Below are 14831 nucleotides of genomic sequence, written 5' to 3'. Positions count from 1 at the left end.
ACCGTTAAGGCGCATGTTTCGCTTGCATCATTGCTGTCTTTTGCCACCCTTATAGGATGTTTAAGCAAAAGAACAATGACATGCTACCAAAAGCTTCTCGTATCCCCCACGCCATGACGAATCATGGCGATACCCGCGTTGATAATTTTTACTGGCTGCGAGATGACACCCGCTCGCAGCCAGAAGTGCTGGATTATCTGCAACAAGAAAATGCGTATGGCCGCCAGATTATGGCCTCGCAGCAGGCATTGCAGGATCGCGTCCTGAAAGAGATTATCGACCGTATCCCGCCTCAGGATGCTTCCGCCCCCTATGTGAAGAATGGTTATCGCTACCGGCATATTTATGAACCGGGGTGCGAATATGCCATTTATCAGCGTCAGTCTGCCTTCAGTGAAGAGTGGGATGAATGGGACACCTTGCTGGATGGTAACCAGCGCGCGGCCCACAGTGAGTTTTATACGCTGGGGGGACTGGCGATATCTCCGGATAACACCATCATGGCGTTGGCCGAAGATTATCTCTCTCGTCGGCAATATGGCGTGCGTTTTCGCAATCTGCAAAGCGGTAACTGGTATCCGGAAGTGCTGGAAAACGTTGAAGCGGATCTGGTCTGGGCGAATGACTCGCAAACCTTCTATTACGTGCGCAAACACGCAACGACGCTGCTCCCGTATCAAGTGTGGCGGCATACCGTCGGCTCGCCGTCATCACTGGATGAGCTGGTGTATGAAGAAGCCGATGACATGTTTTATGTCAGTCTGCATAAAACGACCTCGTTACATTATGTGGTTATTCATATCGCCAGCGCGACCACCAGTGAGGTTTTGCTGCTTGACGCAGAACTGGCGGATGCCGAGCCGTTAGTCTTTTTAGCGCGACGCAAAGATCACGAGTACAGCCTCGATCACTATCAGCATACGTTTTATCTGCGTTCCAACCGTCAGGGTAAAAATTTCGGCCTGTACCGTACCCGTGTGCGTGATGAACAAGCCTGGGAGACGCTGATCCCGCCGCGCGACAGCGTCATGTTGGAGGGCTTTACGCTGTTCACAGACTGGCTGGTGGTGGAAGAGCGTCAGCGGGGCTTAACCAGCCTGCGACAGATTAATCGTAAAACGCGCGAAGTGGTCGGCATCGCTTTTGATGATCCGGCGTATGTGACATGGCTTGCCTATAATCCAGAGCCGGAGACATCGCGTCTGCGTTATGGCTATTCCTCCATGACCACACCGGACACGCTGTTTGAACTGGATATGGACACCGGAGAGCGTCGCGTACTCAAACAGACGGAGGTCCCAGGGTTTGATGCGGCGAACTACCGTAGCGAACACGTCTGGATCACCGCGCGTGATGGCACCGAGGTTCCGGTTTCGCTGGTTTACCATCAAAAGTATTTCCTGAAAGGGAAAAACCCGTTACTGGTCTACGGCTATGGCTCGTATGGCGCCAGCATGGACGCCGATTTCAGCAGCAGCCGCTTGAGCTTATTGGATCGCGGCTTTGTTTATGCCATTGCTCATGTGCGTGGCGGCGGCGAGTTAGGACAACAGTGGTACGAAGACGGTAAGTTTCTGCTCAAGAAAAATACCTTCAATGACTACCTCGACGTCTGCGACGCATTGCTAAAAATGGGTTATGGTGCGCCTTCGCTGTGTTATGGCATGGGGGGAAGCGCCGGAGGAATGTTAATGGGCGTTGCCATTAATGAGCGCCCGGAACTCTTCCATGGCGTCATTGCGCAGGTGCCTTTTGTCGATGTGGTGACCACGATGCTGGATGAGTCCATTCCCCTGACGACCGGTGAGTTTGAAGAGTGGGGGAATCCGCAGGACGAAGAGTATTACACCTACATGAAAAGCTACAGCCCGTATGACAATGTTACAGCGCAGGATTATCCTCATCTGCTGGTTACGACGGGATTACACGACTCCCAGGTGCAATACTGGGAACCGGCAAAATGGGTGGCAAAACTGCGCGAGCTGAAAACGGACGATCGTCTGCTGTTACTCTGCACGGATATGGATTCCGGGCATGGCGGAAAATCAGGGCGTTTTAAATCATACGAAGGCGTGGCCCTGGAATACGCGTTTTTGATCGGACTGGCGCAGGGGACACTGCCTGGACAGGCATCTGCTTAGGCGTTATCCAGATAGTGTTTCAGCGTTAAGCGCAGCTCCGGGCTCATACTGTCGAGGTTATTAAATAACCAGCGCAGATAGCCCGGATCGCGTTCAGCCACTTCTGATACAGGTTTTCCGCGATACTTACCAAAAGTGAAAGTAGTGAGTAACGCAGGACGGCCGGTAATATCGACCATCTGTTCTGCTGACCAGCCAGACGTCTGTATGATGTCGATCAGCAGTGCCGCGGTGATGTAGCAGTCGTACAGGGCACGGTGATGATGCAGGCCAGCTGGCGTCTGCACGCTCAGCTTGCGCGATTTATACAGCGCCATGTTGCTGTATTTGATTCCTGGCCACAAACGACGGGAGAGTTTCATGGTGCAAATCCACTCCCCGGGCATGTCGGGTAATACGCGGCGATCAAAACTTGCATTGTGCGCCACGTACCATTCGCTGCCGTAATATTGTGGGATGACATCTTCAATCCACGGCTTATCGGCCACCATCGCTTCCGTAATGCGATGAATTGCCATCGCCTGAGGGCTGATGGGGCGGTCAGGACGCACCAGGTGGCTCATGGGATTGACTATTTTTCCGTCAACCACATCGACAGAAGCAATCTCAACAATGCCTCCCTGCAGACCACAGGTTTCTGTATCTATTATGCGCAACATGCCATGCTCCTGACCCAAAACGATTAGCGTAAAGGAATGATATCACCTTGCCAACCCCGTGGCGTGCGTTGACCGGTTAAGAGTAAGGAACCGCTGTCTGCGCGAACAATCAATCGACCTTGTTCATCCCATAACGCGCTGCTGCCACGCGCATTGGCCATTAATACCGCGATGGCAAATTTATGCGAGAAACTCTGTAGACGAGATGTGGAGGAGAGCAATTCGGGCTCACTGACAGACTGACTGCTGGTGAATAGCGAGTACGCCGGGTCGATATCGATACCTTCCGGCTGGCTATCCACAACGCTGATGGCATTTTGCTGTCTGGCGATACAGGCCCCGTGGCTCTGGTGAAACGTTAAGGGGGAGGTCATCCAGGGAGAGAAAAGCGCGATACCTTTTACGAACCGATTGTTATGTTCTACCGATAGCCCCGCAATAATCGTCATGCGATAAGTCACGGCTGCATGAGCGAGAGGTTCTAACAACGCTTCATCGGGTGGGGCAGGGAGCGCGTCATTCTCATCAACACAACCCAACAGGGAAAGGGAGGGGAAAACCAGCAATTCACATTGGCATTGAGCGGCTGCCTGAATGAATTGCAGGTGATGCGCGACATGTTCGGTAACTGAGGTCTGAAGAGGTTCGTACTGTGCTGCTGCGATTTTCCAGTGTGACATAATGATTTCCTTTTCATAGTGTCTACAACCATCTTTAAAGTATAGATTAAGAATATACTTATACTGTAGCAGGCATCATGTAAGGAATCGTAACGTAATATAAGTTTTATTTAACTTTAGGCTCGTAGGGTAAACGTGAAAGGGAAACGGATGCCAGACGATGTGCGATCAGTCTTTCCCGAAACCAGTCGCGTAAATGTTCGGGCTGTTCACGCTCAACGACTTCGGCAACAACCGGCATGTTGTATCGCTCCTTAAATGCGACACCCGCCGCGGCCAGGTCAACATTGACCTTATCCATTTCAGCTTGCTCAAGTTTGGCCAGATTGATGTTCATGGGCTTCTCCTTTTCTCTGTCTTTCGGCGCGCAAAGTTACTAAGAGTGTGCATTAATGGCAAGACCGAAATGATGATTCTCGACTCGATCATTGTAGAAGGTTATTCTCTATAGATTAGACATAACAAAAAGGAATAGTTGAAATGGCTTCATCTGCATCTAAGCTTCGCAACGCTCTCATCGTACTCGCCAGCGTTCTGGCAACTCCCGCCGCCCTGGCTCATGCTCACCTGACAAAACAAAGCCCGGCGGCTAATGCCGATGTTGCGGTATCTCCTCAGGCGTTGACGCTGAATTTCTCAGAAGGTGTCGAGCCGGGATTCAGCGGCGCAACGCTGACAGGCCCAAACAAAGAACAGATCAAAACGGGCAAGGCATCACGCAGTGAACAGGACAAAACACAACTGATTATTCCGCTTGCTCAAACGCTTGACGCCGGAAAATATACTGTCGACTGGCACGTCGTCTCCGTGGATGGTCATAAGACAAAGGGGCAATATACCTTTAGCGTGAAATAACCGATGCTGGAATTTACCTGGGTTGCACTACGGTTTATCCATTTTACCACGTTGATGCTGGTGTTTGGCTGTGCGCTCTACGGCGCATGGCTGGCTCCCGTTTCGGTTCGTCGTTTAATGATGCGTCGTTTTTTGCGTCTGCAACGACATGCCGCAGCGTGGAGCTTTATTAGCGCGACGCTGATGCTGGCGATCCAGGGTGGTTTAATGGGCTCAGGCTGGCGGGATGTTATTTCTAGTGACATATGGGGCGCCGTGTTGCAAACGCAGTTTGGCGGCGTGTGGTTATGGCAGATTATCCTCGCACTGGTCACGCTGGTGGTGGTAATTATAGTACCGCGCAGCATGCCGCGACTGCTGTTAATGCTGACGATTGCGCAGTTTATTTTGCTGGCTGGCGTCGGACACGCGACGCTGCATAGCGGTATCGCTGGTGCAATCCAGCAGGTTAACCACGCCTTGCATTTGGTATGCGCTGCCGCCTGGTTCGGCGGTTTGCTGCCCGTACTTTACTGTATGCAAATGGCGCAAGGCCGCTGGCGGGAACAGGCCATCAATACTATGATGCGTTTCTCCCGCTACGGGCATCTTTTCGTTATCGGAGTTTTACTTACCGGTATCATGAATGCGCTGTTTATTGTTGGTTTTTCTGTTCCCTGGCACATGGCTTACGGGCAACTGCTTTTGTTAAAAGGTGCTCTGGTGATGCTAATGGTAGCGATTGCGCTGGTGAATCGGTATGTTCTGGTACCACGCATGCGGCAGGATAACCGCAGTATGGCACTCTATTTTGTTTGGATGACTAAGCTGGAATGGGGAATTGGGGCCGTTGTGCTGGCGATTGTCAGCCTGTTTGCAACCCTCGAACCTTTCTGATTGATGGATTGGCAAAACGCATGAAAAAAATCATTATCTCGTTATTACTACTGGCAAGTTCAGGGGCCGCGCTGGCTGCGCCACAGGTCATCACCGTCAGCCGTTTTGAGGTTGGCAAAGATAAGTGGGCGTTTAATCGGGAAGAGGTGATGCTGACCTGCCGTCCAGGTAACGCGCTGTATGTCATCAATCCCAGTACGCTGGTGCAATACCCATTGAATGATGTTGCCAGACAGCAGGTAGAGAGTGGGAAAACTACGGCGAAGCCAATCGAGATTATCCAGATTGACGACCCGGCGAAACCGGGCGAAAAAATGAGCCTCGCACCGTTTGTGGAGCGTGCAGAAAAGCTCTGCTAATTGTCAGATGCAGCGTTCTGATTTCCAATAAAAAACCGCAAGGCTCGCTCAGGAGAACTTGCGGTTTTTACGTTTGGATGTGTGACAATCGTCCTTTTTTACAGGCCACTTTAGTCGCGGACTGGAAAACCTGGCGCTGTCATCTATTCTTAAATGGCAGGGTAACTTAGCCTGCATTAATGCCAACTTTTAGCGCACGGCTCTCTCCCAAGAGCCATTTCCCTGGACCGAATACAGGAATTGTATTCGGTCTCTTTTTATCTATCTGTTTTCATTGGGTTTTTTCGGTGCTTTCACGAAATCCCACGAAAATTACTCGAAATTTCCATATCCTGTCTAAACCATAACATATTCTGCACCGCGTGCGTCCAGGTATTTTTTGGTCATTGTTAAATTTTTATGCCCCAGCAGTCTCTGTGCGAAATCCTCTCCGCGCTCCCTTTCATAGAGCCTGCTCGCCAAGCTCCTGATCTCATGGAACGGGGGAGGGTTGGGGCCAAACTTTAACTCTGTAGAATCCCTGATATCAGAAAATGCTTGGGTGATTCCGTCCGGAGTTAACGGACCTGGCTTCCGGCCACCACGCCTTACCGCAGAATAAAGCATGAAGTCTGACGGGTTGTTTTTACGACAACGGTCGATAACATCCTGCAATACCAAATCAGCAGAGTCCAGTCGCAAATCAAGTGGCAACGCCAATTTGTGACCTGTCTTTTCCTGCGTGACAAACAATCTTCCATCCCTGATATCGCTGAATCTGAACAGTGATACGTCCTCTCTTCTCTGCCCGGTGACCAGCGCCAGGTCACATGCATTTGCAGCCCATCCAGAATGAGCGGTAGCGGCTTCCCTGATTATCTCGAACTGTTCAAGTAGAAGACGCTCGCGCTTAACTTTTGGTGTTGGTGTTCTTGTCGGCTCAGCCGGATTCCTTTCAATATGCCCCTCGACAATTGCTTCCCTGAAAATATCCAACAACACCGAACGTAGTCCGGAAGCCATGCTCTTCTTGTCGCAGAGTATGTAACTCTCAAGGAAAGTAGATATATCCTTAGTGCTGACCGCCGATAGCGGCATACGTCCGAATTCATCACTGATAGTGGCGATCTGGTTGCGCCTGACCTTCATCGTGTTGGGCTTCAATTCTCTTCGCTCAAGAATTACTTCGTAGCGCTCAAGCCAGGTTTTCACCGTAAATGTTGGTGTTTCCTTTATGCGGTCCAGCAGCGCTGACGGAAGGTAATTCTGTTCGATGTAGTTATTGGCTTCGATGGCCTGAGAAATGGCGTCCTTTCTGTCGATCCGGCCAAGAGATAACTCTTGACCGGTAATCGGGTTTCGCCAGCTATAAAGCCTGTCTCTTTTACGATAGGTCAGGTTACGGGGCAGGTTAGCGTCGTAACGAACTGGCCTTTTCGCCATGAGTCAGTCTCTCCAGTAGAGTGCCACCAGTTGGCAGCGGTATGCGTTTTGCTTTGGGACGAAGGTTCTTTTTGCTCGGATCCACATAGATGGCATCAGGCTGAACCTTATATTCTTTGCCGTGAAGTTCCGGAGCAGGGTAAATACGCCCCTCCCGCGCCCAGCGGCGAAGTGTTGAAAGAGACGGTGGGGTTGAATAAGTTGAATTCGCCCATTCCAGCAGATTAAGAAGCTTGGCCATACTACCTCCGGCTCCCGGCAACTTATTATAGAGCTGCCGGAAAACTGTTATTGAAATATCGTTATCAACTCACCTGACCCGGCAACGCGCGCAACCGGCGCATACCTGTCATCGCCGTGGCCACGTAGCTAGCCTTACGGTTCACTACCTCCACCCAGACCTTCACACCTTCAACTCTCACCGTGTACGTCTCTTTCATCTTGCTGCGCCCGTAGTCGCCGTAGCGTTCGTGATGAGTGGCTAGTGCGATGTCGCATGCCTGACGCGCTAACGGGGATTGTTGATTCCCTCGGTTAATCAGTCGCATGCCCATCGCCTCCGATACGCTTAAACTCAATAACCCACACCCACGGGTTAACCTGCCAACTGTCATCGCCGTAAATGGACTTCCATAGATAGCGGTAACCATCGACCAGTAAATCACCAAACCCGGTATAAGTTATTCCCTCAGCTTCGGCGTCGGATTCAGTAATTGCGTTCAAGCGCTCAACGCGAACGTCGGTAATCTCCAGCGTGATACGGCTGGCCCAGCGCGGCATGTGAATGGATGGACGCCAGCAGCAATGCAGATTATCGTCGGCATCGAAAAACTCTGGTGCAGGCTTGCCATCGGCCTTGTAAACGCAGAACTGAGCTTTCTCAAATGGTGTGGAGTCTTTGCAATAGGCGTCCATCTGATCGAAATCGAATAATGGCCCTTGAAACGTCTCGCGCACCCAGATGCGATCACCCGGCTTACCAAACGGACTGTTCAAATAGTTTCTGGCAGACAGCTCCCCAGCGAGTTCGTTGCCGGATAATTCACAGCCAAGATTGCGATCTTTGAATGGGAACTTAATCGGGCGCCGCGTCTGCGTTTTGCGACCGTCGAGAATGGCGCGAACCATCTCACTGTTAAAAATCATTCCGCGCTCAGTCATTCCAGGCCTCCAGTTCGTTCTGGATTTCCTCGTCAACCTCGTCATTGGTGGCGTCTTCGTTCAGATAGTCACGCGCCTCTTTGAGATACTGTTCGCGGCGTTCGTGATACCAGGCAGAAAACTCCGGCGACCATCCTCGATTAGCCCCCTGAAAATCTACCATCGCATTATCCTCAGCTATACGCTCGACCATGCAATCAGCGGTGGTCAGTGCCGCCTTGCGGATGTAACCCCACAGGTCGCGCTTACGCCAATACTGGCTATATTTCGAATCGCAGAGCGGTTTAAATTCGACTTCCCAGCGACGGATGCAACGTGCATTTAATGATTTACTCATTTCTTTACCAGGAGGGCGAACCCTCCCGCCTCCCTTAGCCCACGTATTCCGGTTTCATATCTGCCAGGGTGATGCTGAACTGGTCGTGCAGCTCGTCGCCCAGGTGACGCTTGGCCGCCGCAAGAACTCGCTCAACTTCACCGAAACGCGCTGCTGCATCCGGTTCGTCCGGAGATGGCAGGGAGTTGATCGCGGCTTCGACCTTGTTACGTGAATCAACCAGGTAATAACGTTTGACTGCCTTATTTTTCAGTTCAGTGAACAGGGCAGATCCGAGCGTGGCCTTCGCGCTTTCGATATCAGCACGCAGTGCTTTGGCGCTATCAACATCCTGTGCTGCCTCGATGCGCTCGCGGAAATCATCGGCAAGAGCGTCGATATTTACCGACGATTCGTGTGCGCTTTGCGTGGTTGTGACGGTGTCACCTGAAATATCTGCCAGGCTAACGCGTTGCGGTGCCGGGTTAATCTCTTTCTCAGTGCGCGGTTCAACTTCATCTGGGCTGTAGACGCCAAGGATGACTTCTGGGCAGTACAAGCGCGCCCAGTACTTCACTGCCAGATAAGCGATCTGCTGCTTCGGCGCTGTTTTCCACAATGGAGAGTTACGTGTGGTGATATCTGCCAGGTAGATTGGTTCACCCCAGGTTATTTCTTCTTCTCCGCGAAGTACGGCGCCAACCCGGATAAACAGGCCTAATTCATCGCGGCCGTCTTTTTTGCCGGCGATCTTCTCCCAGTCACCGCCGTATTCGTAATGGAAGCGACCCACGATGGCACTGGAGCTGGAGATTACTGCGTTGACCAGTTGCGCTTCGTAACCCAGAACGCCGTTGACCAGATGCGTTTTCTGGGCAACTGCATATGGGTTCATTCCCCATTGCATAGCCTGCATGACGATCGCCATACAGTCGGCGGGTTTCCCCGCCAGGTGTTTGGGGACGGTGACGGCAGACTGAGCCATCAATTCAGCGAACGAAGTAAGCTGGCCGAGTGCTTGCACGTTGAACACAGCGTTGCTGGCGGAAATGGTGTTTGGTGCCTGCTCGGTCGTAATGATGTTGGTATTTTGCATGGTCAAATCCTCCATTAAGCCAGACGTAGCGCTTCAAGGCGGCGCAGGTCGAAGTCGTTCAGTTCGTCGGTGTAATCAGCGGTGATTGGCGCTGGCCACTCGCCAGTGTCAAAGCCGGTAGCGATAGCACGCATCGCCTTGCGGTACTCGAGCATGCCCAGCTCCAGAAGTTCGGCGGATGCCTCGATGATGGCAATCCAGTGGTAGTTCTCGTCTTTGTTGACGAAAATCCAGAAGAACTGGTCCAGTGCCGCGGTCTCGCAATACATGGCGGCGCTCAGGTGGTAATCACGGTCGATGATTTCCCGGTGCAGTTTGGCGCGCAAACCTTCCTGTTTAATGTTCCACATGCTGATGGTTTTCAGGTCGGCACCGATGCGAACGCCGTCCAGGTCGATCTCCAGATCAGGACGAACGCGGACTTCCAGACCGGTTTCGTCATCAAAGCCAAAGTAGCTCACCTCAACAGCGCGGCTCGGATGCTGAAGCAGCATCCCGGCGGTTGGGTGTGCCAGTAATGCCGACTGAATAGCCAGCGCGGTGCTCAGTTGCTGACGGGTGACCAGTACTTTCCCTTGCGGATTCTCGCGCCACGCATCCAGCAGTTCGTCGGCAAAGACGGCGTCCGGGTTAACAGACTTCACGGTCTGAATCAGATCCGCTTTGGTACCGGACACTTTCAGCGGTTGCGGCTTCTGCGCTTCCTGCGCCACCAGGTCGGGATTGATGATTGCCAGTTGCTCGAGTAACGCATCACGACCACCGCTGGTTTTCACCTGAGCAGGCAGGGTGGCGTTGTATTCCTTGATGCAGGCTTTCATCGCCGCTGCGGTCTGCTTCTGGTCCGCTTCGATCCGTTGGTACTCTTCTGGCAGCGACATGTAGCTCTGGCCAGTTTCCTCGACTGAACCACCCAGTGGCACCTGAGCAGGCAGGGTGGCGTTGTATTCTTCCAGCAACGCTTTGATGTCGTCGGTGCTCAATTGCGCTGGCAGGCTGGCGTTGTACTCATCGATAAACGCGCGGATTGTTGCCGTTGTGCTGAACGCGCCTTCCGGGATCACCGGTTCAACGCTGAACTCTTCATCAAGCTGCTCTGGCTGCAACGCCAGTCCGTGCACGAGGTTACCCATATCCAGTACCGGAGAACGCTCTTTGGTGATCGTTTTGGCGACGTGGCGCGCATTAAAGTACATCAGGCTGACGCGGGCATCTTTCACCTGTGTGCTGCTGATCCCGTTCGCAGCGTGATAAACCTCGTTCGGCAGACCTTCATAGCGGCCTGGCTCGAAGTAGGCGGGATACACAACAGCTGGTTCGTCAGATTGCGCTTCTGGCTCGGTTTGATTCACTTTTTGGGTGTTTTGATGCGCATATTCATCATTCTGATGCGCATTTTCCGGTTTTTGTTTCACATCGGCTTGCTGGCCGGTATGTGACTCTTCACCAGTTTCCAGACTGCTTTCGCCTGACTGCACTTTATCACCAGCCTGTTCTTCATCACTGACAGTTTCTTCCATCTGCACATTGCTGGTGGTCTCCGTAGCCTTTTTCGTGCCATGAGTTGCTGAGTTCTGCAGCAAAGCTGTAACGTCGAATATCCCGTTACCGACATTTCTAACCAGTTCTTGTTCGACTTTCTGCGGTTGTGCCGCCGCTTCCTCTGCGCGGCGGCGTGCTCCTTCTTCACGCACGCGTTGCAGGTTCTCTTCGTGAGTGCAGAAGGATTTACGCGGAAACACCTTGCTTTCAGGTTGGGAAATTTCCTGTGCTGCGGGTTCAGCCTCATGCAACGGCAATAACTCGACCGCGGAATTGAACGCGGCTGTCATGGTCTGGTTAACAAATTCCAGGTGAGCGACAGGAGTTAAATGAATATTTTCCGGTGCGATACGTACCAGGTTAAAAATAGCCGTGCGGTTAACACCTAGAACGCCTGGCTGATTGCGCAGGATGTTGCTCCATGATTTCCATGGTTCTTCTTTTTTGGTCACGATTTCTTTAGCGCGACGAAGAATGCTGCCCGGAATTTCGAAGTGGTTGAAGTCCATAGGCAGAAGGGCACACGCAATCTCTAAATCGAGAGTGTCCAGTGTGTGGTGTGCGTCAGGTCCACGGTCAGTGACGTAACCGCCGTCGGCATTAGTGCCGGAATCAGTACGCTGCACACTACTGATGCGATTACCGGCGGCCCATTCGCGAACGAGGATACCGTGGTCGATGTGATCTGTAGCGAACCACAATTTCAAAAACTGGATTAAGGTTGCGAGTTCAGGGATTTTTCCATCGACAGGGAAGACTTTCTTAACGGCATTCACGACTTTATGAATATCGTGTTCAATCGCTTTTTTGAATGCTTCCACATTCTCAGCAGCTAGCAGCAGGTTCTGGATGTACGTGTCATCCGTGTCCATCTCAAGGCGGACAATCTCGTTTTTCTGCCCAGCGTCGACGTGATAGAGATATTCACCATCACCGATGAACTGAGCCAGTACGCGCTGACGGAATGGCAGGGTGGCAACGACGATCAGGTTCGGCTGCTCTGACTGCTGAGATTCTTCTGCGGTGCTGTCTTCAATATCTGCGTCGTCGACAGACTCATCTTCAGCCTGTTGTTTAACATTCCAGGTGCGCTGGTCTTCGGCCAGTTCATAACGATCACACCAAGTGAAATCAACTTCACCTTCTTCCGGAAGGTCATCAACAACCGGGAAATCAGTGCGAATCGGTTTGGCGTAGTCCTTACCGCGACCCGTTTCGATGCCAGCATCTTCCAGTGCAACATCCAGCTGCAGGTTGGCGCGAGCCTCGGTTTTAGCAGTGAACCAAATCACTGCATCTTGCTTTCCGGATTTCTGAGTGGCTTTAACCACATAAAAGAATTCCATGTGAGATCCTCATTTTTGGGTGTTAGAATCCCCGGGCCATTGATAGCGCCCATTGGGTTAACTTTGGTTTTGATGTTGTTTCCGGTGTAACTTTGGTCGGTGCCACCGGACGTAGATCCCGCCTTGCGCGGGGTGTACGTTAGCCTTCGTGAGCCATCTGGTCGTGCGAAGCGCAACGTCTGGAGCAATACTCTTTTTCTTTGCGCGCCAGCTGTGAGCCGTTGCGATAGAGAAGGGTGCTCTTGATTACTTCCTCCGTTTTAACCGGCTTGCCGCAATATCCGCATTTCTTGTCTAACATGACATCCTCCGCTAGTGGCTGAGTCCATGCCCCAGACCGTTCAGATAAACTTCAACCAGCAAATCCTTGGTGTAAGTCATCTCCACGCCGCGATGCAGATACAAACGTCCGCGAGCGTTAGCTGATGCCGTCCAGGTTGAGTCTTTGTGTTTGACGAGCATCCCCGGCTGAACTGCGCCGCGGTTTACTGTCTGTGTACCGTAGTGCTGATGAACCATGATGTTCTCCACTATTGCTGAGTGAACTTCGCTGGTGGTGCCGTGGTGCTGATCTTCACAGTTGAGCGTTTTAACTCTGCAGTTCACCACCGCGAAACCCACTCTTATGTGCCTGTCTTTTATCCACTTCAGGCTCGGTGGTATGCTGGTAGTTCTCACACAGCCAGCAAGGAATAACTATGAAATCAGTAACTAAGCCATGTCCTATTTGTGGTGAAGATGCTTTGTCTTTTAACCAGACAAATCAGTTGGTTAACATCAAAGTAAAACCACCAACTATTCGTGAAGTTCCATCAGTGGTTTACGTTTGCGATACTCACGGATGGTTTTCACTTTCAGAACAGATAAACAGACTCGTCACATCTAATGACGACCCTGCGGCTAAGCAAAAACTGGCTGTTATTGTCAAAGAGCGATATGTGCCGGAACAGGATCAGCCGTTAGCCCTGAAACCTATTGAGTCGCTCGCATAAGGTCTTTTCGGCTCTCGCTGCGATATCCCAGGCGGTACATTTTCACGTAGGCTTTGCCGCGAGGAATGCCGCCTGTTTTGTTGAATCTCTGCTGGGCGCGGCGATGGTGTTTTGCTTCAGGGCTGTTTGAACCTTTCCCGCCATTCGATCGAGAACTTGGGAGTTGCATTGGCTTTTGGCGTGAATAGAATTTACGTGCCCAGCATGCTCCAAAGCCGATCATGCCTGTTTTCTTCGTATTACCTTTCATCTCAATCCCCTTTTGCCCTTGTCGCCAGGCTGGCGGAACGTTTGAACCTTATGCGCTTAGTGTTTCGCGATGAGGTGATAATGTACCATGAGTTCAATGAAGTAAAGTACCTAAAGTACATTTTAATAAATCAGTTAGTTCAGTTGGTCATAATTCTATGAACTTTAAGGTAATTTATTTTTTATTTGATTCCTGTTATGCTCAAAAAAACATCAGAGAGATTGTTGCTATGGGCTTAGGTATGGATATGTCACGTGATGAACTGCTGGAGGATCGCGCAGCGTTCATTGCTGGCGAGATTGGCGGAGCGGTTGTTGAGTTGATAATCGATGGTGTGGTGATTGACCGTGACGCTATTGTCGACCAGCTGGAAGCTAAGCGTAAGGCTGTAGGGAATGTAATCCACAAGGGATTTTTGCGGGATGCAGCGGAGTTCGTGAGGAAGGGGAAATAATGGCCCGACTTTCTTTGCCGGGCAAATGGTGCTAGTCGGCCCAACCGGATTTGGTATTGATCGCCGATTCCGCCATTGTGTATTTTTGTACGGTATTATCTTTAAATAGAATGGTCAGTTCTTTCTTAGTGCCGTTCGTGCCGTTATGGAACAAGCCATAGAATGGAATGAATGAGGTTCCATTCACTTTAACTTTGGCAAATGAGTACTTCCAGATCTCATTACCACCGTCGGTATAAGAGACTGCATCAGGAGAACCAAACAAGGTTTTCACTTCAGCCTTGGTGGTTTTACCTTCCTGAATTTTAGACTGAACACTTGTTTCAGTTTCGCTTTTAAGTTTCTGATTTCCAGAAGATGCGCACCCCGTTAGGGTTACAGCTAATGCCACTGCCAGAGCTATTTTATTCATTATGTATATCCATTGATTGCAATCGGAATCATCTTAACATTATGAGTGGCTTGGTCAAATAAATACCCGGCGCGGTGGCCGGGTGGATAATCAATGTTTTTTATGTTCAAGCTCAGGTCGTTGTAGGTTTTCTAAAACCTCTATTGCTTTAGTATTTTCTATAACCTTTTGCTGAACTTTATCGGCAAGATACTCTTTAAATCCTTTTGGCACATACTCTTCCCTAAGGAAGGTGCGAACAAGTTCCTGATATGAGATCATCATATTCAT

General features: G+C 51.0%; 21 protein-coding genes. 6 read left to right on the top strand and 15 right to left on the bottom strand.

The features are described from left to right. The first annotated feature begins 80 nt into the window (after nt 1-80). Complete coding sequence (ptrB, locus tag HV037_RS14645; RefSeq protein WP_181022921.1) at nt 81-2141, top strand: oligopeptidase B; 2061 nt, start codon at nt 81-83, stop codon at nt 2139-2141. Here the strand turns inward: ptrB and exoX are convergent. The 3 genes from exoX to HV037_RS14630 all read right to left on the bottom strand — a co-directional run bounded on the left by exoX (nt 2138) and on the right by HV037_RS14630 (nt 3817). Continuing rightward, nucleotides 2138-2800: an exodeoxyribonuclease X gene (exoX, locus tag HV037_RS14640; RefSeq protein WP_016152773.1), complete on the bottom strand. Its 663-nt coding sequence runs from the start codon at nt 2798-2800 to the stop codon at nt 2138-2140. The two genes, ptrB and exoX, sit on opposite strands and share 4 nt — an antisense overlap. Nucleotides 2801-2823: 23 nt before the next feature. Beyond that, nucleotides 2824-3480 carry a carbon-nitrogen hydrolase family protein gene (locus HV037_RS14635; RefSeq protein WP_016156222.1) on the bottom strand — a complete coding sequence of 219 codons (657 nt, stop codon included), beginning with the start codon at nt 3478-3480 and terminating at the stop codon, nt 2824-2826. 106 nt (nt 3481-3586) lie between these two features. Beyond that, the gene (locus tag HV037_RS14630; RefSeq protein ID WP_003034925.1) at nt 3587-3817 is read right to left on the bottom strand and encodes a DNA polymerase III subunit theta; all 231 of its coding nucleotides are present in this window, start codon (nt 3815-3817) and stop codon (nt 3587-3589) included. Nucleotides 3818-3960: 143 nt separating this feature from the next. Here HV037_RS14630 and yobA point away from each other — a divergent pair, with 143 nt between their 5' ends. Genes yobA through HV037_RS14615 form a run of 3 tightly spaced genes read left to right on the top strand, consistent with a single transcriptional unit; the run spans nt 3961 to nt 5570 of the window. Continuing rightward, nucleotides 3961-4335, top strand: coding sequence for a CopC domain-containing protein YobA (gene yobA, locus HV037_RS14625; protein WP_103283919.1), 375 nt, complete (start codon nt 3961-3963; stop codon nt 4333-4335). 3 nt (nt 4336-4338) lie between these two features. Further along, nucleotides 4339-5211, top strand: a complete 873-nt coding sequence (copD, locus tag HV037_RS14620; RefSeq protein WP_103283918.1) for a copper homeostasis membrane protein CopD — start codon at nt 4339-4341, stop codon at nt 5209-5211. Between the two features lie 20 nt (nt 5212-5231). Next, nucleotides 5232-5570 (top strand): YebY family protein, encoded by a 339-nt coding sequence (locus HV037_RS14615; RefSeq protein WP_003833793.1) that lies wholly within the window; start codon nt 5232-5234, stop codon nt 5568-5570. A 336-nt stretch (nt 5571-5906) separates the two neighbouring features. Here the strand turns inward: HV037_RS14615 and HV037_RS14610 are convergent, their stop codons facing one another. The 9 genes from HV037_RS14610 to HV037_RS14570 all read right to left on the bottom strand — a co-directional run bounded on the left by HV037_RS14610 (nt 5907) and on the right by HV037_RS14570 (nt 12972). After that, a complete protein-coding gene (locus HV037_RS14610) occupies nt 5907-6992 on the bottom strand; it encodes a tyrosine-type recombinase/integrase (protein ID WP_049040230.1) in 1086 nt (361 codons plus the stop codon). Then, nucleotides 6961-7233: an excisionase gene (locus HV037_RS14605; protein WP_049040229.1), complete on the bottom strand. Its 273-nt coding sequence runs from the start codon at nt 7231-7233 to the stop codon at nt 6961-6963. The genes HV037_RS14610 and HV037_RS14605 overlap by 32 nt, the downstream gene beginning before the upstream one ends. A 64-nt stretch (nt 7234-7297) precedes the next feature. Further along, nucleotides 7298-7540 carry a DUF4060 family protein gene (locus tag HV037_RS14600; protein WP_005121071.1) on the bottom strand — a complete coding sequence of 81 codons (243 nt, stop codon included), beginning with the start codon at nt 7538-7540 and terminating at the stop codon, nt 7298-7300. Beyond that, nucleotides 7527-8153, bottom strand: a complete 627-nt coding sequence (locus HV037_RS14595) for a morphogenetic protein (protein ID WP_049040228.1) — start codon at nt 8151-8153, stop codon at nt 7527-7529. Before HV037_RS14595 ends, HV037_RS14600 begins: the two co-directional genes overlap by 14 nt. Continuing rightward, complete coding sequence (locus HV037_RS14590) at nt 8146-8490, bottom strand: hypothetical protein (RefSeq protein WP_049040227.1); 345 nt, start codon at nt 8488-8490, stop codon at nt 8146-8148. Before HV037_RS14590 ends, HV037_RS14595 begins: the two co-directional genes overlap by 8 nt. A gap of 34 nt (nt 8491-8524) precedes the next feature. Beyond that, nucleotides 8525-9565, bottom strand: coding sequence for a RecT family recombinase (locus HV037_RS14585; protein ID WP_049040226.1), 1041 nt, complete (start codon nt 9563-9565; stop codon nt 8525-8527). A gap of 14 nt (nt 9566-9579) precedes the next feature. Continuing rightward, nucleotides 9580-12453, bottom strand: coding sequence for a RecE family exodeoxyribonuclease (locus HV037_RS14580; RefSeq protein WP_049040225.1), 2874 nt, complete (start codon nt 12451-12453; stop codon nt 9580-9582). Nucleotides 12454-12592: 139 nt separating this feature from the next. Then, nucleotides 12593-12754, bottom strand: a complete 162-nt coding sequence (locus HV037_RS14575; RefSeq protein ID WP_049259698.1) for a YdaE family protein — start codon at nt 12752-12754, stop codon at nt 12593-12595. 11 nt (nt 12755-12765) lie between these two features. Then, nucleotides 12766-12972: a hypothetical protein gene (locus tag HV037_RS14570; protein ID WP_001568763.1), complete on the bottom strand. Its 207-nt coding sequence runs from the start codon at nt 12970-12972 to the stop codon at nt 12766-12768. Nucleotides 12973-13151: 179 nt separating this feature from the next. Between HV037_RS14570 and HV037_RS14565 the strand changes: the two genes are divergently transcribed. Next, complete coding sequence (locus HV037_RS14565; RefSeq protein ID WP_049041823.1) at nt 13152-13445, top strand: hypothetical protein; 294 nt, start codon at nt 13152-13154, stop codon at nt 13443-13445. Here the strand turns inward: HV037_RS14565 and HV037_RS14560 are convergent. Then, nucleotides 13426-13695, bottom strand: coding sequence for a hypothetical protein (locus HV037_RS14560; protein WP_016247087.1), 270 nt, complete (start codon nt 13693-13695; stop codon nt 13426-13428). The genes HV037_RS14565 and HV037_RS14560 overlap by 20 nt on opposite strands. Before the next feature lie 247 nt (nt 13696-13942). Between HV037_RS14560 and HV037_RS14555 the strand changes: the two genes are divergently transcribed. After that, the gene (locus HV037_RS14555; protein WP_172625561.1) at nt 13943-14149 is read left to right on the top strand and encodes a hypothetical protein; all 207 of its coding nucleotides are present in this window, start codon (nt 13943-13945) and stop codon (nt 14147-14149) included. Nucleotides 14150-14180: 31 nt separating this feature from the next. Here HV037_RS14555 and HV037_RS14550 read toward each other — a convergent pair whose 3' ends face one another. Then, on the bottom strand, nt 14181-14561 hold the full coding sequence (locus HV037_RS14550; RefSeq protein WP_049041820.1) for a lipoprotein: 381 nt from the start codon (nt 14559-14561) through the stop codon (nt 14181-14183). 90 nt (nt 14562-14651) lie between these two features. Beyond that, nucleotides 14652-14831, bottom strand: coding sequence for a hypothetical protein (locus HV037_RS14545; protein WP_181500364.1), 180 nt, complete (start codon nt 14829-14831; stop codon nt 14652-14654).

The organism is Citrobacter sp. RHBSTW-00017, from assembly GCF_013797615.1.
GTDB classification, from domain to species: Bacteria; Pseudomonadota; Gammaproteobacteria; order Enterobacterales; family Enterobacteriaceae; genus Citrobacter; species Citrobacter braakii.
The sequence above is the reverse complement of the archived record's forward strand: the minus strand, read 5'-3'. Positions and strand labels throughout refer to the sequence as shown.

Coding starts and splice junctions, on each gene's coding strand:
- HV037_RS14590 (WP_049040227.1), bottom strand. CDS start 8,490: ATGAGTAAATCATTAAATGCACGTTGCATCCGTCGCTGGGAAGTCGAA.
- HV037_RS14565 (WP_049041823.1), top strand. CDS start 13,152: ATGAAATCAGTAACTAAGCCATGTCCTATTTGTGGTGAAGATGCTTTG.
- HV037_RS14630 (WP_003034925.1), bottom strand. CDS start 3,817: ATGAACATCAATCTGGCCAAACTTGAGCAAGCTGAAATGGATAAGGTC.
- HV037_RS14575 (WP_049259698.1), bottom strand. CDS start 12,754: ATGTTAGACAAGAAATGCGGATATTGCGGCAAGCCGGTTAAAACGGAG.
- HV037_RS14615 (WP_003833793.1), top strand. CDS start 5,232: ATGAAAAAAATCATTATCTCGTTATTACTACTGGCAAGTTCAGGGGCC.
- yobA (WP_103283919.1), top strand. CDS start 3,961: ATGGCTTCATCTGCATCTAAGCTTCGCAACGCTCTCATCGTACTCGCC.
- HV037_RS14595 (WP_049040228.1), bottom strand. CDS start 8,153: ATGACTGAGCGCGGAATGATTTTTAACAGTGAGATGGTTCGCGCCATT.
- HV037_RS14555 (WP_172625561.1), top strand. CDS start 13,943: ATGTCACGTGATGAACTGCTGGAGGATCGCGCAGCGTTCATTGCTGGC.
- HV037_RS14550 (WP_049041820.1), bottom strand. CDS start 14,561: ATGAATAAAATAGCTCTGGCAGTGGCATTAGCTGTAACCCTAACGGGG.
- HV037_RS14580 (WP_049040225.1), bottom strand. CDS start 12,453: ATGGAATTCTTTTATGTGGTTAAAGCCACTCAGAAATCCGGAAAGCAA.
- ptrB (WP_181022921.1), top strand. CDS start 81: ATGCTACCAAAAGCTTCTCGTATCCCCCACGCCATGACGAATCATGGC.
- HV037_RS14585 (WP_049040226.1), bottom strand. CDS start 9,565: ATGCAAAATACCAACATCATTACGACCGAGCAGGCACCAAACACCATT.
- HV037_RS14560 (WP_016247087.1), bottom strand. CDS start 13,695: ATGAAAGGTAATACGAAGAAAACAGGCATGATCGGCTTTGGAGCATGC.
- HV037_RS14610 (WP_049040230.1), bottom strand. CDS start 6,992: ATGGCGAAAAGGCCAGTTCGTTACGACGCTAACCTGCCCCGTAACCTG.
- HV037_RS14635 (WP_016156222.1), bottom strand. CDS start 3,480: ATGTCACACTGGAAAATCGCAGCAGCACAGTACGAACCTCTTCAGACC.
- HV037_RS14605 (WP_049040229.1), bottom strand. CDS start 7,233: ATGGCCAAGCTTCTTAATCTGCTGGAATGGGCGAATTCAACTTATTCA.
- HV037_RS14545 (WP_181500364.1), bottom strand. CDS start 14,831: ATGAATATGATGATCTCATATCAGGAACTTGTTCGCACCTTCCTTAGG.
- exoX (WP_016152773.1), bottom strand. CDS start 2,800: ATGTTGCGCATAATAGATACAGAAACCTGTGGTCTGCAGGGAGGCATT.
- HV037_RS14570 (WP_001568763.1), bottom strand. CDS start 12,972: ATGGTTCATCAGCACTACGGTACACAGACAGTAAACCGCGGCGCAGTT.
- copD (WP_103283918.1), top strand. CDS start 4,339: ATGCTGGAATTTACCTGGGTTGCACTACGGTTTATCCATTTTACCACG.
- HV037_RS14600 (WP_005121071.1), bottom strand. CDS start 7,540: ATGCGACTGATTAACCGAGGGAATCAACAATCCCCGTTAGCGCGTCAG.